19 protein-coding genes are annotated in these 24,799 nt (G+C 63.2%); 12 read left to right on the plus strand and 7 right to left on the minus strand.

The window, feature by feature from the left end:
* The first annotated feature begins 295 nt into the window (after window positions 1-295).
* Entirely contained in the window at window positions 296-505 is a 210-nt protein-coding gene (locus AC0GUR_RS06870; RefSeq protein ID WP_472876718.1) for a hypothetical protein, read from the plus strand.
* Window positions 506-565: 60 nt separating this feature from the next.
* On the opposite strand, the gene AC0GUR_RS06875 is transcribed toward AC0GUR_RS06870, so the two are convergent.
* Window positions 566-2,005: an amino acid permease gene (locus tag AC0GUR_RS06875; protein WP_472876719.1), complete on the minus strand. Its 1,440-nt coding sequence runs from the start codon at window positions 2,003-2,005 to the stop codon at window positions 566-568.
* A gap of 160 nt (window positions 2,006-2,165) precedes the next feature.
* Between AC0GUR_RS06875 and AC0GUR_RS06880 the strand changes: the two genes are divergently transcribed.
* The 8 genes from AC0GUR_RS06880 (at window position 2,166) to AC0GUR_RS06915 (ending at window position 11,697) form a co-directional block, all read left to right on the plus strand.
* The gene (locus tag AC0GUR_RS06880) at window positions 2,166-2,717 is read left to right on the plus strand and encodes a TlpA disulfide reductase family protein (RefSeq protein WP_472876720.1); all 552 of its coding nucleotides are present in this window, start codon (window positions 2,166-2,168) and stop codon (window positions 2,715-2,717) included.
* A gap of 92 nt (window positions 2,718-2,809) precedes the next feature.
* Window positions 2,810-6,364 (plus strand): DNA polymerase III subunit alpha, encoded by a 3,555-nt coding sequence (gene dnaE, locus AC0GUR_RS06885; protein ID WP_472876721.1) that lies wholly within the window; start codon window positions 2,810-2,812, stop codon window positions 6,362-6,364.
* Window positions 6,365-6,535: 171 nt separating this feature from the next.
* Entirely contained in the window at window positions 6,536-7,492 is a 957-nt protein-coding gene (locus AC0GUR_RS06890; RefSeq protein ID WP_472876722.1) for an acetyl-CoA carboxylase carboxyltransferase subunit alpha, read from the plus strand.
* Between the two features lie 117 nt (window positions 7,493-7,609).
* A complete protein-coding gene (locus tag AC0GUR_RS06895) occupies window positions 7,610-8,368 on the plus strand; it encodes an NYN domain-containing protein (RefSeq protein WP_472876723.1) in 759 nt (252 codons plus the stop codon).
* Entirely contained in the window at window positions 8,361-9,656 is a 1,296-nt protein-coding gene (gene tilS / locus AC0GUR_RS06900; protein ID WP_472876724.1) for a tRNA lysidine(34) synthetase TilS, read from the plus strand. The genes AC0GUR_RS06895 and tilS overlap by 8 nt, the downstream gene beginning before the upstream one ends.
* 81 nt (window positions 9,657-9,737) lie before the next feature.
* A complete protein-coding gene (locus AC0GUR_RS06905) occupies window positions 9,738-9,995 on the plus strand; it encodes an exodeoxyribonuclease VII small subunit (RefSeq protein ID WP_472876725.1) in 258 nt (85 codons plus the stop codon).
* Entirely contained in the window at window positions 9,979-10,878 is a 900-nt protein-coding gene (locus AC0GUR_RS06910) for a polyprenyl synthetase family protein (protein WP_472876874.1), read from the plus strand. The genes AC0GUR_RS06905 and AC0GUR_RS06910 overlap by 17 nt, the downstream gene beginning before the upstream one ends.
* Before the next feature lie 69 nt (window positions 10,879-10,947).
* Window positions 10,948-11,697, plus strand: a complete 750-nt coding sequence (locus AC0GUR_RS06915; protein ID WP_472876726.1) for a hypothetical protein — start codon at window positions 10,948-10,950, stop codon at window positions 11,695-11,697.
* Between the two features lie 49 nt (window positions 11,698-11,746).
* Here AC0GUR_RS06915 and AC0GUR_RS06920 read toward each other — a convergent pair whose 3' ends face one another.
* On the minus strand, window positions 11,747-12,163 hold the full coding sequence (locus tag AC0GUR_RS06920; RefSeq protein ID WP_472876727.1) for a DUF4870 domain-containing protein: 417 nt from the start codon (window positions 12,161-12,163) through the stop codon (window positions 11,747-11,749).
* A gap of 101 nt (window positions 12,164-12,264) precedes the next feature.
* Entirely contained in the window at window positions 12,265-13,617 is a 1,353-nt protein-coding gene (gene pmbA, locus AC0GUR_RS06925) for a metalloprotease PmbA (protein ID WP_472876728.1), read from the minus strand.
* Between the two features lie 116 nt (window positions 13,618-13,733).
* Between pmbA and AC0GUR_RS06930 the strand changes: the two genes are divergently transcribed.
* Window positions 13,734-13,982 carry a DUF1653 domain-containing protein gene (locus AC0GUR_RS06930; RefSeq protein WP_472876729.1) on the plus strand — a complete coding sequence of 83 codons (249 nt, stop codon included), beginning with the start codon at window positions 13,734-13,736 and terminating at the stop codon, window positions 13,980-13,982.
* Window positions 13,983-14,236: 254 nt separating this feature from the next.
* A complete protein-coding gene (yjgA, locus tag AC0GUR_RS06935) occupies window positions 14,237-14,848 on the plus strand; it encodes a ribosome biogenesis factor YjgA (RefSeq protein ID WP_472876730.1) in 612 nt (203 codons plus the stop codon).
* Window positions 14,849-15,137: 289 nt separating this feature from the next.
* On the opposite strand, the gene AC0GUR_RS06940 is transcribed toward yjgA, so the two are convergent.
* The 3 genes from AC0GUR_RS06940 to tldD form a co-directional block, all read right to left on the minus strand.
* Window positions 15,138-16,556: a YeiH family protein gene (locus AC0GUR_RS06940; protein ID WP_472876731.1), complete on the minus strand. Its 1,419-nt coding sequence runs from the start codon at window positions 16,554-16,556 to the stop codon at window positions 15,138-15,140.
* Between the two features lie 158 nt (window positions 16,557-16,714).
* The gene (locus AC0GUR_RS06945; protein WP_472876732.1) at window positions 16,715-17,875 is read right to left on the minus strand and encodes a hypothetical protein; all 1,161 of its coding nucleotides are present in this window, start codon (window positions 17,873-17,875) and stop codon (window positions 16,715-16,717) included.
* A gap of 111 nt (window positions 17,876-17,986) precedes the next feature.
* The gene (tldD, locus tag AC0GUR_RS06950) at window positions 17,987-19,426 is read right to left on the minus strand and encodes a metalloprotease TldD (protein ID WP_472876733.1); all 1,440 of its coding nucleotides are present in this window, start codon (window positions 19,424-19,426) and stop codon (window positions 17,987-17,989) included.
* Window positions 19,427-19,563: 137 nt separating this feature from the next.
* Between tldD and AC0GUR_RS06955 the strand changes: the two genes are divergently transcribed.
* Window positions 19,564-20,769, plus strand: a complete 1,206-nt coding sequence (locus AC0GUR_RS06955; RefSeq protein WP_472876734.1) for a sterol desaturase family protein — start codon at window positions 19,564-19,566, stop codon at window positions 20,767-20,769.
* Between the two features lie 108 nt (window positions 20,770-20,877).
* Here AC0GUR_RS06955 and AC0GUR_RS06960 read toward each other — a convergent pair whose 3' ends face one another.
* Entirely contained in the window at window positions 20,878-24,762 is a 3,885-nt protein-coding gene (locus tag AC0GUR_RS06960) for a YhdP family protein (protein WP_472876735.1), read from the minus strand.
* Window positions 24,763-24,799 lie beyond the last annotated feature (37 nt).

Raw genomic sequence — 24,799 nt, forward strand, 5'->3', positions numbered from 1 at the left:
ACCTGCGACACGGCCCCGGCAAAGTCAGGAAATAACGGGAATCTCCCGTTTTGACGGACGCAACAGAGGTCTTTCGCCAAGGCAACCTTTTTCGCCATGGCTGCATCCCAAGTGATACAGGAAGCGAAGTCGCCAGGCTGCTGAGCCCACGCCAACGCAACCGCAACAGCAACACCTCATCTGCGGCACGGCGCACTTCCAACTGGCAGGGACGCATGGCCCCATGCGGTTATCCCCAAGCCGTGTGGGTTTTGTGGACTCCCATCAGCGCGTAGCTCACCGCAGGAGTCGTGTCATGCCACGTTCCTCCCACCCCCACAACAACGCACCGCCCGGCGCCAGTCCGAACGTAACACCGTCATCGCAACTCACGCCGGAAGAGATCGCCGCCATCGTCGAGGCCGAACGGAACCACTTCGACTACGACCTGCACCCGCTCAAAGTGCAGGGCCTGGACCACTACATCGAAAGTGCGTTTGGAGGCGAGCGCTTCCACATCTGGTGAATTTAGGAGTATCAGCGGCGACGGAGTTTCAGTCGTCCGTCGCCGCAAAGCGGCGTGCGATCACGCACGCTGCCGCAAGCGGCTGTGCCTATAGCCGTAACTGACATAGATGAGCATGCCCAGCGCCGTCCAGCCTGCCAGCAATGCCCAATTGCCGGCGTTCATCTGCGCCAGCAGAAACAGGCACACCAGCACACCGAGCGAACACACGACTGGCGCGGCAGGTACGCGGAAGCCACGCGGCAATTCCGGGCGCGTACGGCGAAGCACCAGCACGCCGACACAGACGGTGGAGAACGCCAGCAACGTGCCCATCGAAAGCAGATCACCCAGCAGGCTTAGCGGGAACACCGCCGCCAGCACGCCACCAATGACGCCCACCAGCAGCGTCGTGCGATGGGGTGTATTGAAGCGCTCGTGCACGGCGCCGAAGGCGCGCGGCAACAAGCCATCGCCCGCCATGGTGTAGAGGATGCGCGCCAGGCCGAGGTGCATCACCAGAATCACCGAGGTCAGGCCCGCCACTGCGCCCACCTGCGTCAACAGCTTCAACCAGGCCAGTGGGGGATGCGCCGCGAGTGCGGTAGCCACCGGTTCCGCCGTGGCCAGCTGCGGGTACGGCACCAGGCCGGTAAGCACGGCCGCTACGATGATGTAGAGCACCGTGCAGATGGCCAGCGAGATGAGAATGCCCGCTGGCACGTTCTGCTGCGGGTTGCGCGTTTCTTGTGCCGCCGTCGCTACCGCATCGAAGCCGATGTAGGCGTAAAACACGCTGGTGGCTGCGCGGAAAACCCCGGACCAGCCGTAATGGTCATCACCCTGGTTGGCCGGCACGTAGGGGTGCCACAGCGAAGGGTCGATGTACTGCAGTCCAAACACCACGAACAGGATCACCACCAGCACCTTGAGCACCACCACCACGCTGGCAAACATCGTCGATTGTCGGGTGCCGCCATAGAGCAGCGCAGTGATCGCAGCCACCACCAGCAAAGCGGGCAGATTGATCCATGCGCCGGTGGCCGTGAAGTGGCCGTCCTTGAATGCCAGCGGCGCTTTGGCCAGCACGGTGGGCACGTCGATGCCGAGGCTGTGCAGCAGGCCCACGCCATAGCCAGACCAGCCGACTGCCACCGAGGACACCGCCAGCAGGTATTCTGCGACGACGTTCCAGCCGATAAACCACGCCAGCAGTTCGCCAAAGGTGGCGTATGCGTAGACGTAAGCACTGCCCGATACCGGCAGCATTGCCGCAAACTCGGCGTAACTGAGCGCAGCCAGCGCCGCTGCGAGGCCGGCGAGTACGAACGAAATCGTCAAAGCCGGACCGGCATGCTCAGCGGCCGCCTGACCCGTGATGACAAAAATGCCCGCACCGATCACCGCCCCCACGCCCAGGACGATCAGGTCCTTGAGGCCTAAGGTGCGTCGCAGGTTGTCGTTCGCAGAGAGCGACTCCTCGATAGGTTTGACGGTGAACAGCGAGCGGATCAATGACATCGTTGTTTTCCCGGCAGTGTCGGAGCTGCCGTCCTGGAGATGAAAGCATCCGACCATGCCAGTCCCGGCCCCCTACTGCAACCGCCATGGGTCCACCCTTTCCCAGCCACATGACCGGCCCTGCATTTCCGTTACGCTTGGCACACCAAGGGAGGGGAACATGAGAACGTTCATTCGATGTGCGCTGGCCGTGCTGGTGCTGAGCGTCGCTACCCTGTGCCAGGCCCGCCCAGGCCCGGGCGACATTCCACCCGATTTTCTGGGCCAGGATCGCGACGGGCACGACCTGCGTGTGTCGGGCCTGCGCGGGAAGGTGGTCATCGTTTCCTTCTGGGCATCGTGGTGTGGGTACTGCCGCAAGGAACTCCCGGTGTTGGCTGCGCTCCAGAAATTGAAAGGCACCAACGACCTGCAAGTGGTTGGTGTGAACCACGACGACGATTACGACAAGTACAAAGACCTTCGCCGCCGCTGGAAGAACCTCGACATCGTCCTGACCTACGATCCGCCCGATGGCCGCATCGGCAAGCCGTATGATGTTAAGGGGCTGCCTTTCCTGGTCATGATCGGACGTGATGGACGCGTCGCCCATACCCACTATGGCTATGACGAAGACATGCTCGACACCATCATGGAAGAGGTGAATGAGCTGCTCGTTCAACCGGCACCAGGGGCCGCAGCCGGCACCACGACGACACCGGCATCCTCCTGATCTGGCGTAAGAAAACCGGTCCGGAAGCAATGTCAATTCTTGCCCGCTCGGGGCCGCGCCGTTAGGCTGGACCTCCATCCTGCGCGTGCGCCATGTCCGTCCGCTTCGCTCATCTCCACCTTCACAGCGAATACTCGCTGGTCGACTCGACCGTCCGTATCAAAGGGCTGGTCGACGCCTGCGTGCGCCAGGGCATTCCCGCCGTCGCGTTGACCGACGACAGCAACATGTTCGCGCTGGTCAAGTTCTACAAGGCTTGCAGCGCGGCCGGCATCAAGCCGATCGGCGGCTGTGACCTGTGGGTCAGCGCGCCGGACGACCCGCGCCCCTGGCGTCTCACCCTGCTTATCCAAAACCACGCCGGCTACCTCAACCTGTCACGCCTGGTGTCGCGCGCCTGGCGCGACGGCCAGCACAGCGGCCGGGCCATGGTCGACGCGGCCTGGCTGACGCCGGAGGTGACGCACGGCCTGATCGCGGTGCTCGGCCGCGACAGCGAAGCGGCACGCATCGCCGTCAACCAGGGCGTGGATGCCGCATCGGCGCGCTTGCGTCCGTTCGCAATGCAGATGGCCGATCGCCTTTACCTCGAGCTGACCCGCACAGGGCGCGAGGGCGAAGAGAACTGGAACGCTGCCGCGCTTGGCCTTGCCGCTCAACTCAACCTGCCAGTGATCGCCAGCAACGACGTGCGCTTCCTCAAGCAGGAAGGCTTCGAATCGCACGAAGCGCGCGTATGCATCAACCAGGGCCGCGTGCTGGCCGATCCCAAGCGTCCGCGCGACTACAGCGCCCAGCAGTACCTGAAGTCGCCGGAAGAAATGGAGGCGTTGTTCGCCGATATTCCCGAGGCGCTGGAAAACACCATCGAGCTGGCCAAGCGCTGCACGCTGGAACTGAACTTCGGCACGTATTACCTGCCCGACTTCCCGGTGCCGGAAGGCCACGACCTGGCCAGCTACATCCGCGAGATTTCCCGCGAAGGCCTGAAGGAGCGACTCGAATTCGCCGGCGTCGCGCCCGGCCGCACGCGCGAGGAGTACGAAGCGCGTCTGGAACGCGAGCTGGACGTCATCATCAAGATGGGCTTCCCCGGCTACTTCCTGATCGTGGCGGACTTCATCAACTGGGGTAAGCAGAACGGCATTCCCGTCGGCCCCGGCCGTGGTTCGGGTGCAGGTTCGCTGGTCGCGTGGGTGCTGAAGATCACCGACCTGGATCCGATCCAGTTCGACCTGCTGTTCGAGCGATTCCTCAACCCCGAACGCGTGTCGATGCCCGACTTCGACATCGACTTCTGCATGGATCGCCGCGACGAGGTGATCGACTACGTCGCGCGCAAATACGGCCGCGATCACGTCAGTCAGATCATCACCTACGGTTCGATGGCGGCGAAGGCCGTACTGCGCGACTCCGGTCGCGTGCTCGGCATGGGTTACAACGCGGTCGACCGCATCGCCAAGCTCATTCCCGCACGTCCGCTCGACCTCACGCTGCAATGCGCGCTGGGTCGTTCGGACAAGGCGAAGAAAGAACCCGATCGCATCGTCAAGGATTTCTGCGACCTCTACGACCAGGACGAAGAAGCGCGCACGCTGATCGACCTGGCACTGAGCCTGGAAAGCCTCACGCGCGGCGTCGGCAAGCACGCGGGTGGCGTGGTGATCGGCCCCAAGCCGCTCACCGAATTCGCCCCGCTTTACTGCGAACCGGGCGGCGCGGGCGTCGTCACGCAGTACGACAAGGACGACGTGGAAGCCGTCGGCCTGGTGAAGTTCGACTTCCTCGGCCTGCGCACGCTCACCATCATCGACTGGGCGGTGAAGGCCATCAACGCGCGTCGCGCAGCGAATGGCGAACAAGCACTCGACATCGCGACCATCGCCACCGATGACCCCGCTGCGTACGACCTGCTGAAAAAGGCGCAGACCGTCGCCGTGTTCCAGCTCGAATCCTCTGGCATGCAGCGCATGCTCAAGGATGCGAAGCCCGACCGTTTCGAGGACATCATTGCGCTGGTGGCGTTGTACCGCCCCGGTCCGATGGACCTGATTCCCAGCTTCGTCGCGCGTAAACACGGCCGCGAGGAAGTGATCTACCCCGATCCACGCGTCGAGCCGATCCTGAAAGAGACCTACGGCATCATGGTCTATCAGGAGCAGGTGATGCAGATGGCGCAGATCGTGGGCGGTTATTCGCTCGGCGGCGCCGACCTGCTGCGCCGCGCGATGGGTAAGAAAAAGCTCGAGGAAATGGCGAAGGAACGCGCCAAGTTCCGCGAGGGCGCCGCCAAAGACGGACTCACCGGCGAAAAGGCCGATGAGATCTTCGACTTGATGGAGAAGTTCGCGGGCTACGGCTTCAACAAGTCGCACGCCGCTGCGTACGCGCTCGTCTCGTACCACACCGCCTGGCTGAAGGCGCACTACCCCGCCGAGTTCATGGCCGCGACGATCTCGTCGGACATGGACAACACCGACAAGGCGGTGACCTTCATCGACGAGTCGAAGGCGATCGGTCTGAAGGTGCTGCCACCGGACGTGAACGCGTCGGAGTTTATGTTCGTCGCGGTCGAGCCGCGCGTGATCCGCTATGGCCTGGGCGCCATCAAGGGCGTCGGCCAAGGCGCCTGCGAAGCGATTGCCGAAGAACGCAAGCGCGGCGGCGATTACAAGGATCTCGCCGACTTCTGCCGTCGCGTCGATTCGACCAAGCTCAATCGCCGCGTACTCGAAGCACTGATTCTTTCCGGTTCGCTCGACGCGCTCGCGCCGAACCGCGCCAGCCTGATGGCGCAGCTGCCAAACGCTATGAAGGCCGCGGACCAGCACCTGAAGAACAAGCAGTCCGGACAGAACGATATGTTCGGCGCCATGATGGGCGCGACCGTGCCGACGGTCGAAGTCGACCTGCCCGTCGTCGCCGACTGGCCGCTTGAGCAGATATTGCAGGGCGAGCACGGCACACTCGGCCACTATCTCTCCGGCCATCCCACCGATCCGTGGCGGGACGAACTGGCGCAGCTGTCCACCTGTCCGCTCGGCGAAATCGCCGAACGCTACCAGCCGCCCAAACCTCGCAAGAGTGATGGCGACGATAACCGCTTCCGTCGTGGCCCCGACACGCCGTGGACCGTTGCCGGCATGGTGACTGGCGTGCGCAAGCGCGGCGATAGCGATGCCTTCGTCCGTCTTGAAGACGGCACCGGCATCATTGAGGTGAGCTTCTTCGGCGAGCTCTACCAGCAGATCGCCCCGATGCTCACGCGCGACCAGATGCTGGTGGTCGAGGGCGGACTGCGCATCGACGACTTCTCTGGCGGTGGCTTTGCTCTTCGAGCCCGAAGCGCCTACACCCTTGGCGACGGTTGCCGCCGCTTCGCTCGCCTGTTGCGTTTAAAACTGAATGGCGTGGGCCCCGGCTTCATCGACGACCTGCGCCGCACGCTCGCCGGATACCGCGGCGGTCGGGCCAGTGTGGTGCTCTATGGCTATCACAACGCCATCGCCCAGGCTGACCTGGAGCTGGGTGAGGAGTGGCGCGTGGATGCCATCCCTGAGCTGCTGCGCGCGATCCGGGCAGTGCCTGGCGTCGAGGCGGCCAAGCTGCGCATCGTGAAGTCGGACGACCGTCCGCGCGGTGACTGAGCCTCTGTCCACACACTCGTCATTCCGGCCTGCGCCGGAATGACGAGCAAGAGCAGGCTCCTTCACACAATGAGGCAGCCTTCACTCTTTCCTCACCCCCATACGCCCCCGTTCCCGCGTTTTTCCCCAGATCGGTATACTGGCGCGCTTCCGTGTCATGAACTGCACCGAATGAATCCCAACTTCCTCGATTTCGAACAACCCATCGCCGAGCTGGACGCGAAGATTGAAGAGCTTCGCCATGCCAGCCATGGGCAGGCGTTCAACATCGACGAAGAAGTCGGCCGCCTGCGTGAAAAGCTGAAGCTGAAGACCAACGAGATCTTCCGCAGCCTCACGCCGTGGCAGGTGACGCAGCTGTCGCGCCATCCGGGCCGCCCCTACACGCTCGATTACATCAGCGTGATGTGCGACGAGTTCCACGAGCTAGCCGGCGACCGCGCGTATGCTGACGACGCCGCCATCGTGGGTGGCCTGGGCCGCATCAATGGCCGCTCGGTGATGATCATCGGCCACCAGAAGGCTCGCGATACCAAGGGCAAGGTGCGCCGCAATTTCGGCATGCCGCGTCCCGAGGGTTACCGCAAGGCGCTGCGCCTGATGAAGATGGCCGAGCGTTTCGGCCTGCCGCTGATCACCTTGATCGACACGCCAGGCGCCTATCCGGGCGTCGGCGCGGAAGAGCGTGGCCAGTCCGAAGCCATCGCCCGTAACCTGCTCGAAATGGCCGACCTCAAGACGCCGATCGTCTGCACCGTGATCGGCGAGGGTGGCTCGGGCGGCGCACTGGCGATCGGCGTGGGCGACCGCACCGTCATGCTGCAGTACTCGACGTACTCAGTGATCTCGCCGGAAGGCTGCGCCTCGATTCTGTGGAAGAGCGCCGAAAAAGCCAAGGACGCCGCTGAAGCACTGGGTCTCACCGCACCACGTCTGCTTGAGCTGGGCCTGGTCGACAAGGTCATACGTGAGCCGCTGGGCGGCGCCCATCGCAACCCGCATTCGATGGCCGTGCGTCTGAAGGCTGTGCTGCTCAATCAGCTCGACGAGCTGGAAGCGATGCCGATGACGGATCTGCTGGAGCGGCGTTACAAGCGTCTGCGCGGTTACGGCGCGTACACGGAGTAAGCAGGGCGAGGAGTGAGAAAAGAGAGTCTGCGTTCTCTCACTACTCACTCCCCTTCACTCACTTCTTCGCCATCCACGCGTTACCATCCGCGGCATCACCAGCCCGGAAACGCGTCCATGGCTAATGACCACTCCACGACCAAGCTCGCCGTCCTCATCGACGCCGATAACGCGCAGCCCGGCATTGCCGAAGCGCTGCTGGCAGAAGTAGCGAAATACGGCACCGCACACGTCAAACGTGCCTACGGCGACTGGACCAGTACGCACCTGAAAGGCTGGAAGGAACAACTGCTCACGCAGTCCATCCAACCCATCCAGCAATTTGGTTACACAAGCGGCAAGAACGCGACCGACTCGGCCATGATCATCGACGCGATGGATCTGCTGTATTCCGGTCGCTTCAATGGCTTCTGCATTGTTTCCAGCGACAGCGACTTCACGCGGCTGGCCGCGCGCATTCGAGAGTCTGGCCTGATTGTGTACGGCTTCGGTGAACGCAAAACGCCAGACCCATTCGTGGCAGCGTGCGACAAATTCATCTACACCGATATCCTCGTCGCCAAACCGGATGAAGAGCAGCCGCTCAAGCCAAAGACGGCTGCACAACTCAAGCAGGATTCCAGCCTGGTGAACCTGCTCCGCAATGCAGTGGAAGCAGCGTCGGATGACGACGGCTGGGCTGCGCTGGGTGGCGTCGGCTCCATCATCACTAAGCAACGCCCCAACTTCGATGCGCGCAGCTATGGCTACAACAAGCTGAGCGAGCTGATCACCGCCACCACGCTGTTCGAAATTGATCGGCGCAGCCCTGGCGAAGGTCGCCCCAAGGTGATCTACGTGCGCAACAAGACGAAGAAATCGGCCACTCGTGACTGAGCTGTCGACCATGCTGCAGCGTGCGCTGCGGGAGCACCCGCAAGGCGCGCTGTGCGTGGCTTATAGCGGCGGTCCCGATTCCACGGCGCTGTTGCATGCGCTGACGCAACTGCCGGAAGCACACGCCCGCGGATTGCGTGCGCTGCATGTCGATCATGGCCTGCATCCCGATAGTCACGCATGGTCCGAACATTGCCGGCAATTGGCGCAGGAATGGGGCGTGCACTGTCTGGTGCTGCGCGTGGAAGTCGACCATGCGCGCGGCTATGGGCTGGAAGCCGCCGCCCGCGAGGCGCGCTATCGCGCCTTTGCGCTTTCGCTCGAGAAGAACGAACAACTGTTGCTCGGCCATCACCGCGATGATCAGGCCGAGACGGTGTTGCTTAAACTGCTGCGTGGCGCAGGACCAGAAGGTCTTGGCGGCATGCGACGTACGCGCCCCTTGGGTCAGGGCGCTCTATGGCGCCCGCTGCTCGATTCGCCGCGCCAGCTGTTGCGCCGCTATGTCGAACAACATGGACTGCCATGCATCGACGACCCTTCGAACAACGACGCGCGCCTGTCGCGGAACTTCCTCAGGCACGAGATCATGCCGCGCCTGAGCCAGCACAGGCCGCAAGCGGTGGAATCCATCGTGCACAGCGCCAGCCTCAATCGCTCCGCTGCCGATGCGCTGGCCCGACAATGGCGTGCAGAACAAGCGCGTTTGCTCGACCCTGTGACCGGCAGCCTCGACGCCGAAGGTTGGCTGGCACTCGCACCCGCCCTGCGCCATCCGCTGCTGGACGACTGGCTTCACGCACGCGGCCTCCCCGCACCCACCACGGCCCAGCGCGAACAGATTGAGCGCCAGTGCCGCGCCCGCGACGGCCAGCTGCCCTGCATCCGCTGGCCCGGCGCCGAGCTGCATGTGTGGAAAGCGCGGCTCTGGGCACTGCCGCCGCAGACGACCATCGACTCGACCTGGACGGCCACATGGCAAGGCGAACCGCTCGCCCTACCGGATGGCGGCAGCCTGCTGCTCGACCCACCCGGCCACCTCGCCGCTCCGCTAACCGTGGGTCTGCGCCAGGGCGGTGAACACTTTCGCCCCGCGGGTGACGCCCACACGCGCGAACTTCGCGACCTATTTCAGCAAGGCGGCATGCCTCCCTGGCGTCGGCTCGCTTGCCCGTTGCTGTATGACGGCGACGAATTGATCGGCGTAGGTGATCGATGGCTCACCAGCCGGGGCGCGTCTCTGTTCGATGCGGCCGGCGCCCGGCCGCGCTGGCAGCCCGCCCGATAACCGGCGGCCCGTCGCACAACCGGCGCGACAGCCGTCACTGCAGATTGATTCCGCACGCCCCCTGCGTTAGCTTTGCGGGCCATGGCCAAGTCTGCTTCCGCCCCTGCCACTCCCGCTCCTGCGGCCGATTTCGAGCATTCGCTGGACGAACTCGAGCAATTGGTGGCGCGCATGGAAGGCGGCGACCTGAGCCTCGACGAATCCCTCGCCTCGTTCGAACGTGGCATCGGCCTCTATCGTCATTGCCAGCAGGCATTGGAAAATGCCGAACTGCGTGTACGACTGCTGCTCGACCCTGATGCCCCAGACACTGCCGAACCGTTTGAACCCGACCTCTGACCTGGGGCGAGATCTCAAGTCACTGATCGCGCGCGCCGACGAGGTGTTGGCCCGCTCCCTGCCGCCTGAAGACACCGCGCCGGTCGAACTGCATCGCGCCATGCGCTATGCCGTGCTCGGCGGCGGCAAGCGGTTGCGCCCCTTGCTGGTGTATGCCGCTGGCTACGCCTTTGGCGAAACCGGGTCGCGGCTGGATGCGCCCGCGTGCGCCGTCGAACTGATCCACGCCTATTCGCTGGTCCACGACGACCTGCCGGCCATGGACGACGACGACCTGCGCCGCGGCCGCCCTACCTGCCATATCGTGTTTGGCGAGGCGATGGCCATCCTGGCTGGCGACGCGTTGCAGGCACTGGCCTTTGAGCTGCTGGCCCACGATGTGGATGTCGGCGTCTCGCCCACCCGTTGTGTGGAAATGCTCCGCGTACTCGGCCGTGCCTGCGGCGCAGAAGGCATGGCCGGCGGGCAGGCCCTGGATCTCGCCGCCGTCGGCCGCAAGCTAAGTCTGGCTGAGCTGGAGCATATGCACGGTTGCAAGACCGGTGCGCTGATCCGCGCCTCGGTCCAGCTTGGCGGCCTGGCGGCCGGTGCCGACGAGCCAGCCCTGGCCGCCCTCGACCGCTACGCCCACGCCGTCGGGCTGGCCTTCCAGGTGCGCGACGACATTCTCGACGTGGAAGGCGAATCGCACGTCATCGGCAAAACGGCTGGCAAGGACGCTGCCGCCGACAAGCCGACCTTCCCTTCCATCATTGGCATGGAGGCGTCGCGCGAGCGCCTCGCACGTCTCATCGACGAAGCGCTGGAGTCCATCGCCTTCCTGGGCGAACGCGGCGAACTGCTGGCAGAGCTTGCGCGTTACGCAGCCACCCGCGCGCATTGAGACCTGACCGCGTCAACAAGCGAGCCCGTGGGGCGTTTGCCTGAGGAGACTTCCCCTCGGTTCGCCCCCATGCCTTTCCCCGTTCGTTTTGTGCGCTCGCTGGGTGCCTTGCTGCTCGGCACCTTCGTCGCGCTATTCATTGCCACCGAGGCCCAAGCGGCCGCCCAGAACACCGATTTCAGCGGCGCCTGGCGTCTGGACGACCGTAACAGCGACACCGCCGACACACTGACCACGGCCATGCGGACGGAAGCACGCAAGGAGCTGGCCAGTACGGATCAACAGCCTGCATCGTCAGTAGGCGCACCTTCCAGCGACAACCATGCGGGTGGCGGCCATCATGGTGGCGGTATGGGTGGCGGTGGCGCAGGTGGGGGCGGCATGGGCCACGGCGGCGGTATGGGAGGCGGCGGACACGGCCATCATGGCGGTGGCAACGACAGCAAGCCCACCACCAGCACTGATAAAGACCCTATCGCATCCGCCACCTATCCGATGCCACCGACGCTGAAGGTGGATTCGGTACTGCTGGTGCAACAGGACGCCAAGACCTTCCAGGTGCGTCTAAACAACGGCGACCAGCTCACCGGCAAACTCGATGGCCTGCCCCACCAATCGCTCAACGGCAACGCCATGGTGCGTGGCCGGGTAGAGAACAGTCGGCTGATGGTGTCCATCCAGTACGCCGACGGCACCCAGCTTGATCAGACCTGGGCGTTGTCGGCCGACGGGCAGCAACTGGTGGTCGATGGCACGTGGAAGGTCCCCACGCTGCAGCAGCCCGTGAGTTTCCAGCGCACTTATGTTGGCCTGCACTGAAACGAAATAGGCGGCCACGTGGCCGCCTATTTCTGCAACGCGATCGCGCTTACTTGATCAGCCGCAACGTGAACGGGTAGCGGTAGCGCACACCTTCATTGGCGCGAATCGCCGCCACGATGGTAAGCACCAGCCACGCAATGCCGACCACGAGACCCACCGGCACGGCAACCAACGCACCCAGCCCCAGGGTGATCAGGGTGAGCACGAACAGTGCCAGACCAACGATGGCGAAGGTGATGTTGAAATTCAGCGCTTCCTTGGCCTGATCATCAACGAACGGCATGGTGTCTTTCTTCACCAGCCAAATGATCAGCGGCCCCAGGAAGCAACCCCAGCCGAACCAGTGACCGGTAAGGATGCAACCCAGCAGCGCGGACAAATGGGCAAACAGCGCCCACTGCCGTTCTTCGTGGGATGGCATGTCGGCGGGTGGTGGTACGACGGACTCGGGTGGAACGCTCATGCGTACTTCTCCTGGGTCGTGAACCTGATTGGCATGGCCGGCCCCTCGCCGGCTATGCCGATCCTAGCAACTGCGCGCAGGAATTTCCGGTACTACGACGTTTACTCACCCGCGATGGTCATCTGCTCCAGCAGAATCGACCCGGTGAGCAGATGCGAGCGCCGGTCCACGTCCGCACCGACGGCCACGATGTTGGCGTACATGTCACGCAGATTTGCCGCGATGGTGATTTCCTCCACCGGGTAGACGATCTGCCCGTTCTCCACCCAGAAACCCGCCGCGCCGCGCGAGTAATCGCCGGTCACCGTGGACACGCCCTGCCCCATCACTTCCGTCACCAGCAGGCCGGTGCCCATGCGCTTGAGCATGTCTGCGAAATCGTCCTGTCCCGGCTCCACCAGCAAATTGTGGATGCCGCCGGCATTACCGGTGGAGGCCAAACCCAGCTTGCGCGCGGAGTAGCTACCCAACACGTAACGGGCCAGCACGCCGTTCTCGATCAGCGAGCTGTCGCGCGTAGCCACACCTTCGGCGTCGAACGCACCGGAACCCTGGCCGCGCATCAGGAAGGGGCGCTCCACGATATTCAGCCACGACGGCATGATCTGCTTGCCGGCATGGTCCAGCAGGAAGCTAGCGCGGCGATACAGCGCGCCGCCACTGACCGCCCCCAGCAGGTGACCAATCAGGCCACGGGCAACTTCGGGCGAAAACAGCACCGGACATTGCCGCGTGGACAGCCGCTGGGCGCCCATGCGGGACAGCGTGCGCTGCGCCGCCTTGTCGCCCAGCGCGTCGGCGCTCATGAAATCGTCGGCCGAACGCACGCTGTCGTACCAGTAGTCACGCTGCATGCCGTCGTCATCGCCGGCAATCAACGCCAGCGACAACGAGTGGCGCGTGCCGCGCTCGCGGCCCAGGAAGCCATGCGAGTTGGCGTAAACGGCCAGGCTCTCGCCCATCTGCACGCTCGCGCCATCGGAGTTGGTGATGCCCGCATGCGCACGGCCGGCGTCCTCGATCCGCTTGCCCAGCGCAATCGCCCGCTCGGTGTCGATGCGCCAGGGGTGCCAAAGGTCCAGATCCGGGAACTCGGTGGCCATCAGGGTCGGGTCGGCCAGGCCTGCCGCCGGGTCCGCCTCGGTGAACCGCGCGATGGCGCAGGCCTGGTCCAGCGTGGCCTGGATCGAATCCGGGTTGAGGTCGGCCGTGCTGGCAGAACCCTTGCGCTGGCCGAAGTACACGGTCAGGCCAAAACCACGGTCCCGCGTGTGCTCAACAGTTTCGACCTCGCCCAGGCGAACGTTCACATTCAGCCCGGTATCGATACTGGCGGCCACCTCGGCCTGACTGGCGCCCGCCGCACGGGCGCGGCGGATCACGTCTTCGGCCAGCTGGGCGAGTCGGTCGAGCTCATCGAGGCTACGATCCTGGGCGGGGCTGAGTTGGGTCACGCGTTGAAGTCCTACAGACGGTCGGGTAACGGGTAGAATACGCGGTCCTACCCGCGCAGCCTCCCGACATGGGGGTGGCGCGGCCGAAAGCAAAGAGCGACCTGCGGAGATAAGCCATGTCACCGACCGCCGGCATCTACCGCCACTACAAAGGCCAGCGTTATCGCGTACTGGGCACGGCCCGGCACAGCGAAACCATGGAAGAACTAGTGGTTTATCAGGCGCTCTACGGCGATTTCGGGCTGTGGGTGCGCCCCGCCACCATGTTCTGCGAAACCGTGGAACTCGATGGCGAGCCCATCCCCCGTTTCGCATTGGAACAGGCCGAACCGAACCTGTTCGATGGCAGCCACAAGCCACACTAAAGAGCCTGCTCCATGTCTCCACGTAGCCCGCGTTGTTCACCTGAGTCCGCCAGAGTGCGGGGCGGGGCGCAGTGCCTGACTGGTGGTCAGGTCAAGCCGCGCACCGTGCTCCGGCGGACTCAGGTGAACAACCCTTCGGGCCGGGTCTGTTTGCCCGCAGTCCGGCGTCATTACTCAGTCGTGTATCGACATACACTCCTTCGTTCTTCCTTGGCCTGCGCGCAAACAGCTCCCGGCGCGGGCCACGTGGAGACATGGAGCAGGCTCTCATCCGTTGGAAGATCCAAGTGAACCGCACCTACACCCACGACCCCGATCACGACTACGGCCCCACCCGCACCCAACAGCGCCGCGACGCGCTAGCCGTGCTGGCCCTGGCCAACCAGCTGGTGGAGCTGCCGGCGAGCAAGCTGGCGAAGCTGGATCTGCCGGAGGACGTGCAGCGCGAGATCGCCAACACGCGCCGTATTACCGCCCATATCGCGCGCAAGCGGCAGCTGGCTTTTCTGGCCAAGATGATGCGCCGCCATGACCCCGAGGTGTTCGATGGCGTGCGTGCCGCGCTGGGCGAAAACCGCGAACGCCAGCGCCAGGAAACCGCTGCCATGCACCGCATAGAAGCGACGCGCGAACGCCTGTTGGAAGATGCGGATGCCGCCTTGGGCGAGCTGATTGCGCAGTATCCCAACGTTGACCGCCAGCACCTGCGTTCGCTGGTACGACAGGCCAAGATCGAGAAGGACGGCAACAAGCCGCCGCGCGCGTATCGCGAGATCTACCAATTGCTCAAGGATCTGGCGAGCGGTGGTGGCGCCGATGAATCCGTTGCGGATGAAGGCGACGTCGCGGAAGAAAACGAAGACTGAGGTTTCGTGGGTCGCGCACAAGTGCGCTCCTACAAAAATGCGATACCCCTGTAGGAGCGCACTTGTGCGCGACCCAACGCCCCTCAGTCCGTTTTCTGCCGAAATCTCGCACACCGATCCTCGGGCGACACAAAGCAATCGTGCACTTCGCATAACGCACTGGCACCGATACTCGCACCATAAGCCGAACCCAACGACGTCAGCCCCGGCACCCGCGCTTCCGTCTCCTGCGGATCATCACGCCGAAAGCGGCAATGCTCGCAACGCGCCGCAATGACGGCCACGCTGCTCATCCACTCAGCCCGTTCCAATAGTCGGCGAACACATGCACCGACAACACATAGCCGACGAAAATATTCACCACGACACCGATGGTGAACGCCAGTAGCGGCTTCCAGCCAGTGGCCGTGAGTGAGCGCAGCCTCGTGGTCAGGCCGATGCTGAGAAAGCAGAATGTGAAAGCCCAGGTGCGCAGCGTGCTGATCGGCGCCACCAGATCCGGTGTCACTACCTTGCGGTAGTCGACCAGCGAGTAGTGGCTGCTAATCCAGGTCATCAGCGCTGAAGCCAGCACAAAACCGATCACAAACTTCGGAAAGCGCGCCCAAATCTCCTGCACGTCCGCCTTGGCCTGCACGCCGCCCTCGGCATTCCAGCGCGTAGTGGCGATCCACGCCAACGCAAAGGCCCAGATGCCGATCCAGATATCGCGCCCCACCACCTTCATCAGCGTGAACGCCTGCACGGCCGCATCCGGCGCGCCGGCAATGGCGCCGCCGGAGTGGCGTGCCGCATCTCCATAGGCTTGCGCTGCCGCAATGCCGGCAGCATCCGCAAACTCGGACGTACCGATCCACGCACCGGCTACCGCCGTCGACAGACCCAGCGCGCGCGATGCCAGCGGCAGCACAAAGATCATCACGATGGCCCACACCACCACCAACGTGATCGCCATCGACGTGTCCTCGCGGCGCGCACGCACCGCACCACCGCTGGCGATAGCCGCAGAAACGCCGCATACGGCACCACCAACACCCAGCACCGCCGCAAAGCGCTTATCGAGACCCAACGCCTTGCCCGCGAAGAAGATGGTGAAAAACGTCGCAAGCGACACAATGGTCGCCTGCCCTACCGCAACCGGGCCGGCCCAGAACAGCAAGGTCAACGGTAAGGTCGCGCCAAGCAGCACAATGCCGACCTTGATGTAGAACTCCACGCGCAACCCCGCATGGAACCATGCCGGTAGCTGCACGATATTGGATACCAGCAGTCCGAGCGCCAGTGCGAGCAGAGGCGCCTCAAGGTTGTAGCGGGATGCCTCGACCCACGCCGACGCAGTAAAGATCAGCAAGGACGCCACGAAGAGAATCAGGAAGGCGGGCAGAAAGCGCGAAAGAGAATGCCCGAGCACGGCAAGCCCTGTGCCGAACAGCAGCGCAAATGCCGCAAACAGCGCGAGGTAGCTCGGCCCATGCGAAACGATACCCTGCCACGCCTCGGCCAGGGTCTTCCACTTGGCCGGCGCCACCGCCAGCCACTTCAGGCTGCTGCCATTCGCGAACAACGCCCAGGCCACCACGATTACCAGCAGGCCAATCCATACCGACCACCAGTCTTCGTTGGAGAAAATGCCCCACCACACAGGACGCGTTACGGCGACATTCTTGGCCCTGGCCTGATCCGGCAGAACACGCGCGGCTTCATCCATCACACTCTCCCTCATCAGGCACCGGGTTGAACCGGACGTCTGGACGGCCGGGTGGCCGAAAGAGCTGGCCGCAGGCCACACTCTCCGCGCGCCAACGGACAAAGAAAAATGAGGTTTTGTTCTATGCATATACCCGCTGCCATCCGCGGGCACACACTTCAATGAGAGGCTGACTGTGCCGAACTGATCAGCGCCACGACTTGATTCAACTTTTCATTACTGCTCGGATGGCCAAAACGAGCGGCCTCGGCAAGGTAGATCACAGCAGCTTCGTAATGTCCGTATTTGAGCGCACTATCACCCGCGGCATATAAGTCGGTTCGACTTGATACCTGGTCAAAAATTCGACGGTAAACCACATCACTCTGAGATGAGTCGCAAAAGCAGCCGCCAACCAATTGATCAGCTTCGACCTTAGCTTGGATCATCAAAAGCAGCGGATTCTTAGGGGCGTTCGTCTTTACGCTCGCCATGAGAGTCATCTGCGCCTCGCGGCTTCCGCCCCAGCGAGGCTCCGCAGCCAACTCAAGCGATTCATAGAGTTTCAAACTCGGTGGAGCGGCCAACAGACCTTGCCTGGCGGCTTCTGAAGCATAGGCATCATCACCAAGCAACGTCCCAATCTCGATCATCACGGCATGAGGCAAGGCAAGCGAAGGATCGAGTTTAATTGCTTTGCGCAAGTCACCGTCAGCACGAGTCAGAAAGGTTTCCATGGCAGCCAGCTTCGACTGCGGCGTATCTTGAATAAAGGCACTGCCACGGGCGAACCAGCCGCTCAACACAAAATTGTAGCCACTGGCTGCAAAAGCAAACGCGCTTTGTGGTGACTGCTGCTTCCAAGCCTCTAGCATCTGGCGAGTACCAGGGTCCGTGCTCCCAAAATCTTCGCTCATCATCCGCCAGAACGAATCTGGATGCGTCTGCGGCTGTCGTGACCACTCAATGAGCCGCCGATCGATTTCACCTGCTCGTCCGCCGTCAAGTAGCGCCTTCAATTCGGTAACGCCGATCACTGGCTGCAGGCGAAACTGGCAATAGGCCTTTACGCCTTCGGATGCCCAGTGGCTACCAGGCGGATTGGGATATTTCAGACAGCGTTGAAGTGGATCACTGATTTGTTCGGCCTGTTTCTTTGCCGCAAGAAAGGCGTGCATTTCGTCATCGGTAAAGCGCCCGTCTGAATACGGTGTGGCCCCAAGAAGAGGCGTGGATATCGGTGTCGCGCCAGGCACCTGATCCAGTTGGGCAGCAGCCACCGCCCAAGAGAGCAGACATCCAACCATTCCTGAAATAATTCCGACAGCGGCTCCGCGCATAACCAATCCCCTCCATGTGAAAAGCGGCCCGAATAGGGCCGCTCCGTCAAACATGTTCACACAAATAACCCAGCCCCAGAAAGCCAGGCCTAGCGCCTTGTGACCGACTCGTCAGGAGGCTGTGCCACCCACCGTCATCGCATCCACCTTGAGCGTCGGCTGGCCCACGCCTACGGGCACGCTCTGGCCGTCCTTGCCGCACACGCCCACGCCTTCGTCGAGGGCCAGATCGTTGCCGATCATGGAGACGTGGGTGAGCACCTCTGGACCCGAACCGATCAAGGTGGCGCCCTTCACCGGACGGGTGATCTTGCCGTCTTCAATCAGGTAGGCCTCACTGGCGGAGAACACGAACTTGCCGTTGGTGATATCCACCTGCCCACCGGCGAAGTTGACGGCGTAAAGGCCTTTCTTCACCGAACGGATGATCTCCTGCGGATCGTGCTGTCCGGCGAGCATGTAGGTATTGGTCATGCGCGGCATCGGCAGCTGCGCGAACGACTCGCGACGACCGTTACCGGTGGGCGCCATGCCCATCAGGCGTGCATTAAGCTTGTCCTGCATGTAGCCCTTGAGAATGCCGTCCTCGATCAGGGTGGTGCACTCGGTAGGGGTGCCTTCGTCGTCGACGCTGAGCGAGCCTCGGCGGCCTTGCAGGGTGCCGTCATCCACCACAGTGACGCCCGGCGCCGCGACGCGCTGGCCGAGGCGGCCGGCGAAGGCGGAACTACCCTTCCGGTTGAAATCACCCTCCAGGCCGTGGCCGATGGCTTCGTGCAACAGCACACCGGGCCAACCAGGGCCGAGCACCACCGGCATGCTGCCGGCCGGCGCGTCAATGGCGTCGAGATTGACCAGCGCCTGGCGCACAGCTTCATCCGCGAAGGCCATGCCGCGGCAGTTGTCGATCAGCTCGCGATAGCCGTAACGGCCACCGCCGCCCGCGCTGCCCTGCTCGCGACGACCGTTCTGCTCGGCGATCACCTGCACGTTCAGGCGCACCAGCGGACGGACGTCGGCGGCCAGGGTGCCGTCGGAGGAAGCAACCAGCACGGTGTCCATGGTGGCGGCGAGACTGACAATCACCTGCTTGATGCGGGGGTCGCGCGAACGCGCGTACGCGTCCACCTCACGCAGCAGAGCGATTTTGTCCGGGTTCGGCAGGCTCTCGACCGGGTCGATGGCGGGGTAAAGCTGGCGTGCCCCATTCAGGGCCAGTGGCTTGCCGGCGCCGTTACCGCCGTGCGCAATCGTTCGCGCCGCCTTGGAGGCGTCCAAAAGCTGCGGCATCACGATTTCGTCGGAGTAGGCAAAGCCGGTCTTCTCGCCACTGATCGCACGGACGCCCACGCCTTGCTCGATGGAGTGGCTGCCGTCTTTCACGATGCCCTCCTCCAGCAGCCAGGACTCGCTGCGCGAGTGCTGGAAATACAGGTCGGCGGCGTCGATGGAGGGACCCATCAGCTGGTTGAACACGCGGTCGAGGTCGGTGGCGGCCAGCCCACCCGGCGCCAGCAGGCGGCGTTCAGCCTGCGTGATCAAGGAATCCATGAGGTCGTTGCCATGTGTAAAGAATCAGACTTTACCAAGTTGGGGCCGCACCACGCTGTTTAAAGATGCCCAAGAAGGGGTGGAGCCGTTAGGATGCGGCCCGACCATACCCATGATGTCTACGTGAAGGATCACACATGAGCGACACCCCTCGGCGCCAGCGCGCGCACCAGGTCATTGACCGCGCCATCAAGGCCCCTATTGAGGAAACCCGCGAGCTGCTGCATCGGGATGGCGAACTCAAACCCGGTCTGGGCAAGATCAGCAGCGTGATCGCGCTGTCGCTGGGCTTCCTGAGTCTGCTGGGCGTGCTGGCCTTTCATTTTCCGCAGTACCTCACCACGCCCGACCTGCGCCACAAGTATTCGGTGGATGTGCTGCGCCAACTGCTGCTGGCGGCCTTGCTGATCGCGGGCGGCATGTCGTTGGCCAACATCATCCTTGGCCGCATGCGCAAGCTGAGCATGGTGGCGTTTGCGTTGGTGATGGTGGCAACCGCACTAGGCGGTTCACGCGTACCCGTGGGCGACTTCCCCGATCACACGCCTTACATCGGGCTGGACTGGTTCATTCTCGATCTGCTCGGTTCCACGCTGGTATTCGTGGTGATCGAAAAACTGTTTCCCCTCTACAAGGGCCAGAGCGTCTTCCGCAAGGAATGGCAGACCGATCTTAAGCATTTCGCGGTGAATCACTTCATCGTGGGTCTGGCGCTGTTGGTAGTGAATTACCTGTTACACCACCTCTTCGGTTGGCTGGTGCGCAGCGACTTCCAGCAGTTCGTGCAGCACATGCCCTTCGTGCCGCAGCTGTTGGTGTGCATTCTGGTTGCCGACCTTGCGCAGTACTGGACGCATCGTGCCTATCACGAGGTGCCGTTCCTGTGGCGCTTCCATGCCGTACACCACTCCGTGAAAACCATGGATTGGCTGGCCGGTTCACGCCAGCACATGCTCGAACTGATCGCCACGCGAGTGTGCGTGCTTGCACCGCTTTACATCCTCGGCTTCAGCGAGGCGGTGATGAACGCCTACATCATCGTGGTCGGCTTCCAGGCGGTGTTCAATCACGCCAACGTGCATCTGCCGTGGGGACGAATGAAGTACGTGATGGTGACGCCGGATTTCCATCACTGGCACCACGCCTCCGACGATGAGGCGATCGACAAGAACTACGCCGCGCACTACGCCTTTCTCGACCATCTGTTCGGCACAGCGGTGAAGTCGACCAAGAAGTTCCCGGAGCACTATGGCGTAGTGGGTGACTACATGCCTGATGGTTTCGTGCGCCAGCAGTTGTTCCCGTTCCGCGGCAGCACCAAGCCGAACGACACAACCGCCTGAGCAAGCTCACTCTGTAGGAGCGCACTTGTGCGCGACCGCCGACCGTTGAGGTCGGCGTCAATGTGATGGCCGCGCACAAGTGCGCTCCTAAACGCTCAGCGAAGCTAATTAATGCGCCGAGGTACTCGCCGGCGCCGGTGTCGTGACGGCGCCGTCCGTCAGTGGCGGCACTGCGGCCGGCACGGGCACATTCTTCCTTTCGATCAACGCAATCACTGGTTTGTCCCAACTGCCGGTGATCTTGTAGCGCTCGCTGGCCGCGTGATTGATGCCCTTGCCCAGCAAGCCCTGGGCGACAAAACCGGCAGCGATGCCGATGGGGCCGCCGACTACCGCACCGACGATTGGCAGGCTGTTGCCGGCATGCGGGATCGCCAGCACCTGCAGGTCGTAATCTTTGGCGCGCAGGCCGGTACGACCCCTGATCGAGATTTCCGCGGCGGGGCTGCGGATCTGCAGGTTGTCGGTGATGGCGTTACCGTCCGTCAGCTTGAAGTCACCGCTGATGGCATCGAAGGCGAGCCCCTTGCCGAACACATCGCCAAAGTCGAACGTGAGCCGGCGCGGCAGCTCCAGCACCGACACCAGACCGAACAATCGCGCGACGCCGGGTCCGATTTCGGGCATGCGTCCATCGGTGATGTTGATGCTGAGCTTGCCTTCCATATTGCCCAGCTCCATCGCCGATGGCGCGCCGGGCCAGGTGGCATCGAGCTGCGAACGCACCTTGCCGCCGGCCAGCAACCCCTCGTAGCCGAACGCACCCAACATTTCGCCGAGATTCTCTGCGGCAAAGTCGATGCGCATATGCGAATGGCTGTTGCCGGCCGTGCCTTCCCAGTCGCCCGTGCCGTTGATCTGCACGCCACGCGACAAGGTACGCAGCTGATCGATATGCATACCGCGATCGGTCGGCCAGGTTTCGAGGCGGAATTCGCCCAACTTGGAATCACCGAACCGCAGGTCGCTCACCCACAGGTGGAACGGCGGCAAGGCGGACGGCGTGATGCCGGTGTTTGCCGGATTCGCTGCAGGCGTCACCGCATTAGCATTCGCCGCAGCGTCGCTCGGCGTGGTTGGCGCCGTGCTGTCGGAGGCGCTCTTCTTCGGCGGCACCACGTCCTTGGGCCAATACAGGCGCTGCAGGCGCGCGGTGACGCCTCGTTTGTTGAGGTCGGCCAGTGGGACGCCGAAGCGGCCGGCCAGGCCAGCGCTGTCCACATCCACCGTCATGCCGTCCGCCTGCACCGAGGCGAGCAGACGCATGTCGGCAAATGGATGGCCAAACACCATCGCCTGCTCGGCGGAAACGTCGATGCTCTCCATGCCAGGGCCACCACTGGTGCTGCCCGAAGCGGCGTACTGCACCCAACCGGTCACGTCGAGCTTCGCCGCACGACCGCGCACGCGAATGCCTTTGTCTGGCAGGGAATCCGGCATTTTGGTGCCGAACGCAAAGGTTGCCGCCAGCGGCTGGTTTTCATTCTGTGGCAGGAGCAGGCGTGCGCGCACCACCTGCCCGACGCTCAGTTGCACATCGCTGCCTTGCATCGGCAGGTTCATGTCGACATGCAGAGGCAGTGCGGCCTCGGACGATTTCTTCATGGGCACCGGGAACGTTAGCGCCATGCCGCTCAGTGCCGAATCGACACTCAGCTGTTGCGTGGTCGCCGCCGAACCATTGGCGTGCAGGATGTTGAAGCCCACCGTGAAATCACTGCGGCCTTCGGCCACCTGGTTGAGCCAGTCCAGTTCCTTATAGCCCTGGGTCAGTTCGGCCATGCTGTAACGGCCCGTGAGCTTCGCTGACAGCACCGTATCCGGCTGACCGGTCGCGCCGGCGATCGCCAGATCGAGTTTGGATGGCTGTCCGCGGAAGCTGGTATCCAGCGGACCTGCGTGAAAGCCCGTCTTGTCGAAGGTGGCGGGCCCGGTGAGCTTGTCCAGCTTGAGGTTCCACTCCGGCGCGTCGAAATCCATACCTTTGAGCTGGGCGCGACCATTGAGCACGAAGTTCTCTGCATCGGCGACCGGCAACGAGAGATGGAAGCCAAACGTGCCGGTGCCACCCAGCTTCAGCTTGGTCAAGATATCGGCCTCGTGAATACCGATCGGGCTGCGCTTCACGAAATCGATCATGCTGGCGCCGGTGCCACTGCCGCTCACGTTGAGATCCAGCACGGTGTTGCCGAACTCGGGAATCAACGCCACGGCGTGATCCACCTTATTGCCCAGCGACTCACCCGCACTCACTTCGACCAGCATGCCGCTGTTGATGAAGTTGGCAACGGCGCTGACGTTCTGTGCGTGCGGCCACTCCTTGCCATAATCGAGTTCCAGCCCGCTCATTTCGGCGCGTGCTTCAAAGCGGCCTTCGTTATGGTGAAACGGCCAGTCTTTCAGGTCGCCACGCACAACCACGTCGCCATGGTCGATCTTGCCGCCGACCAGCGCCTGATCGAGCCACTGCACGGCCGCCGGGGCCATGGCATCGATCGGCCAGAACAATTTGGCCGCCACCACATCCGCATGCGCTATCGATGCATAAAGATCGAGGAAGGGGGGACCACCCGCATCCGGCAGCGCTACTTCACCGCGCGCTTCGCCGCCGAAACCTGCGCCCTCGAAGCTAAACGGATCGGTGCCGATATGCCATGCGTCATCCTCATGCCAGAACGCGACATCGCCAGCCAGCTTCGACATGGCGAAGGGCTCGCGAAACGTGTGGGGGAAACGCAGCACGGTGGATTGTGCGGGCAACGAAGCCACCATGGCCTGCGCATCGCCACGGAACTCGCCCTTCAACCCATCGATGCCAGGAAGTTTGCCGACCGGGTTGATCGCAAGGTTTTCGAAAGAGACATTCAAGCCCTGCAAGCCGTCGGCGTGATTCCAGCCCAACTGTGCGCGGGTGATCTGGCCGCGCGGCTTGCCGCCGCCAACCCACTGCGCCAGCCCAGTCGACAGTTGCGGCTTGAGTGCAAGCCACGGCACCAGCGGGGCCAGTTGCAGCTGTCGAGCCGCCGCTTCGACATGGGCTTGATCGGTGCCCATGCCGTGCAACGCAACCACAGCCGCGCCACCATCATCGGCCGCCCAACGCAGCGTGTATCCATCCTTTTCGATGGCGACTTCCGCCATGCCATCCAGTGCCGGCACGTTGGCAATCGCACCATCTGGGTTACCCAAAGACAGCTGACTCAGGTGAAGACGCGTGAGGCTTCGAACCACTTTGGCATGGCGCCAGTCGAGCCAGCTATCGAACGAGCCGCTGCCGCTTTCAGCCGTATAGCCGCCCAGATCGATGCCATTGGCGATGGCATGCAGGTCGATATCCTTGGCACTGACCCACAGACGGCCGTCCGCCCCGTCTTCGCTGAAATTACCTGCGCCGCGCAGTTCACCGGGCGCTCCCTCGCGACGCAGCAGTGCACCCACGCGAATGCGACTTCCCTGCCGGCTCAGGCGAAGCTGCTCGGCCAACAGCACATAGTGTCGGTGCAAACGATTGTCGGTGATGTCCAGCCGCGAATGGCTCAGCGAGACACCTACCGAGAGTTTGCCGAAGTCCGGAGTTTGCTGCTCCTCGCCACCCGCGAGGCCAATGCCGTTGATATGCCACGTGCCATCGGGATCACGACTCATGTCCAGCTGCATGCCCTGCACATGCATGTTCACCAGGTGACGCGAGGGCAACAGCCAGCCGCCAAGGTCGATCTTCAGTTCGGCTTCGGGGATGTGCAGCGGTGCACCACCCTCGTTTGCGCCCACGGTCACGCCGCGCATGACAAACAACGGCCCCGCCGGTTGCCAGCGGCCCTCCAGCGTCTGGAACGTCACCGGGGTTTGCAGCTTGGCGCTCAGCTGGGCCGCCACCCAATCGGGATGACGCGCGAGCAAGGGCAGCAGCAGCTGCGTAAGCGCCATCATCACGGCCAGCGAAATAACGCCCACGCCAGCGACCCAGGCCAGGGCCCGGGCACCTAGTTGCATGCGCTTACGCCAGAGCGTGTTCACGAACCGCTCACGA

This window comes from Dyella sp. PARNA 12/25 (genome assembly GCF_055702865.1).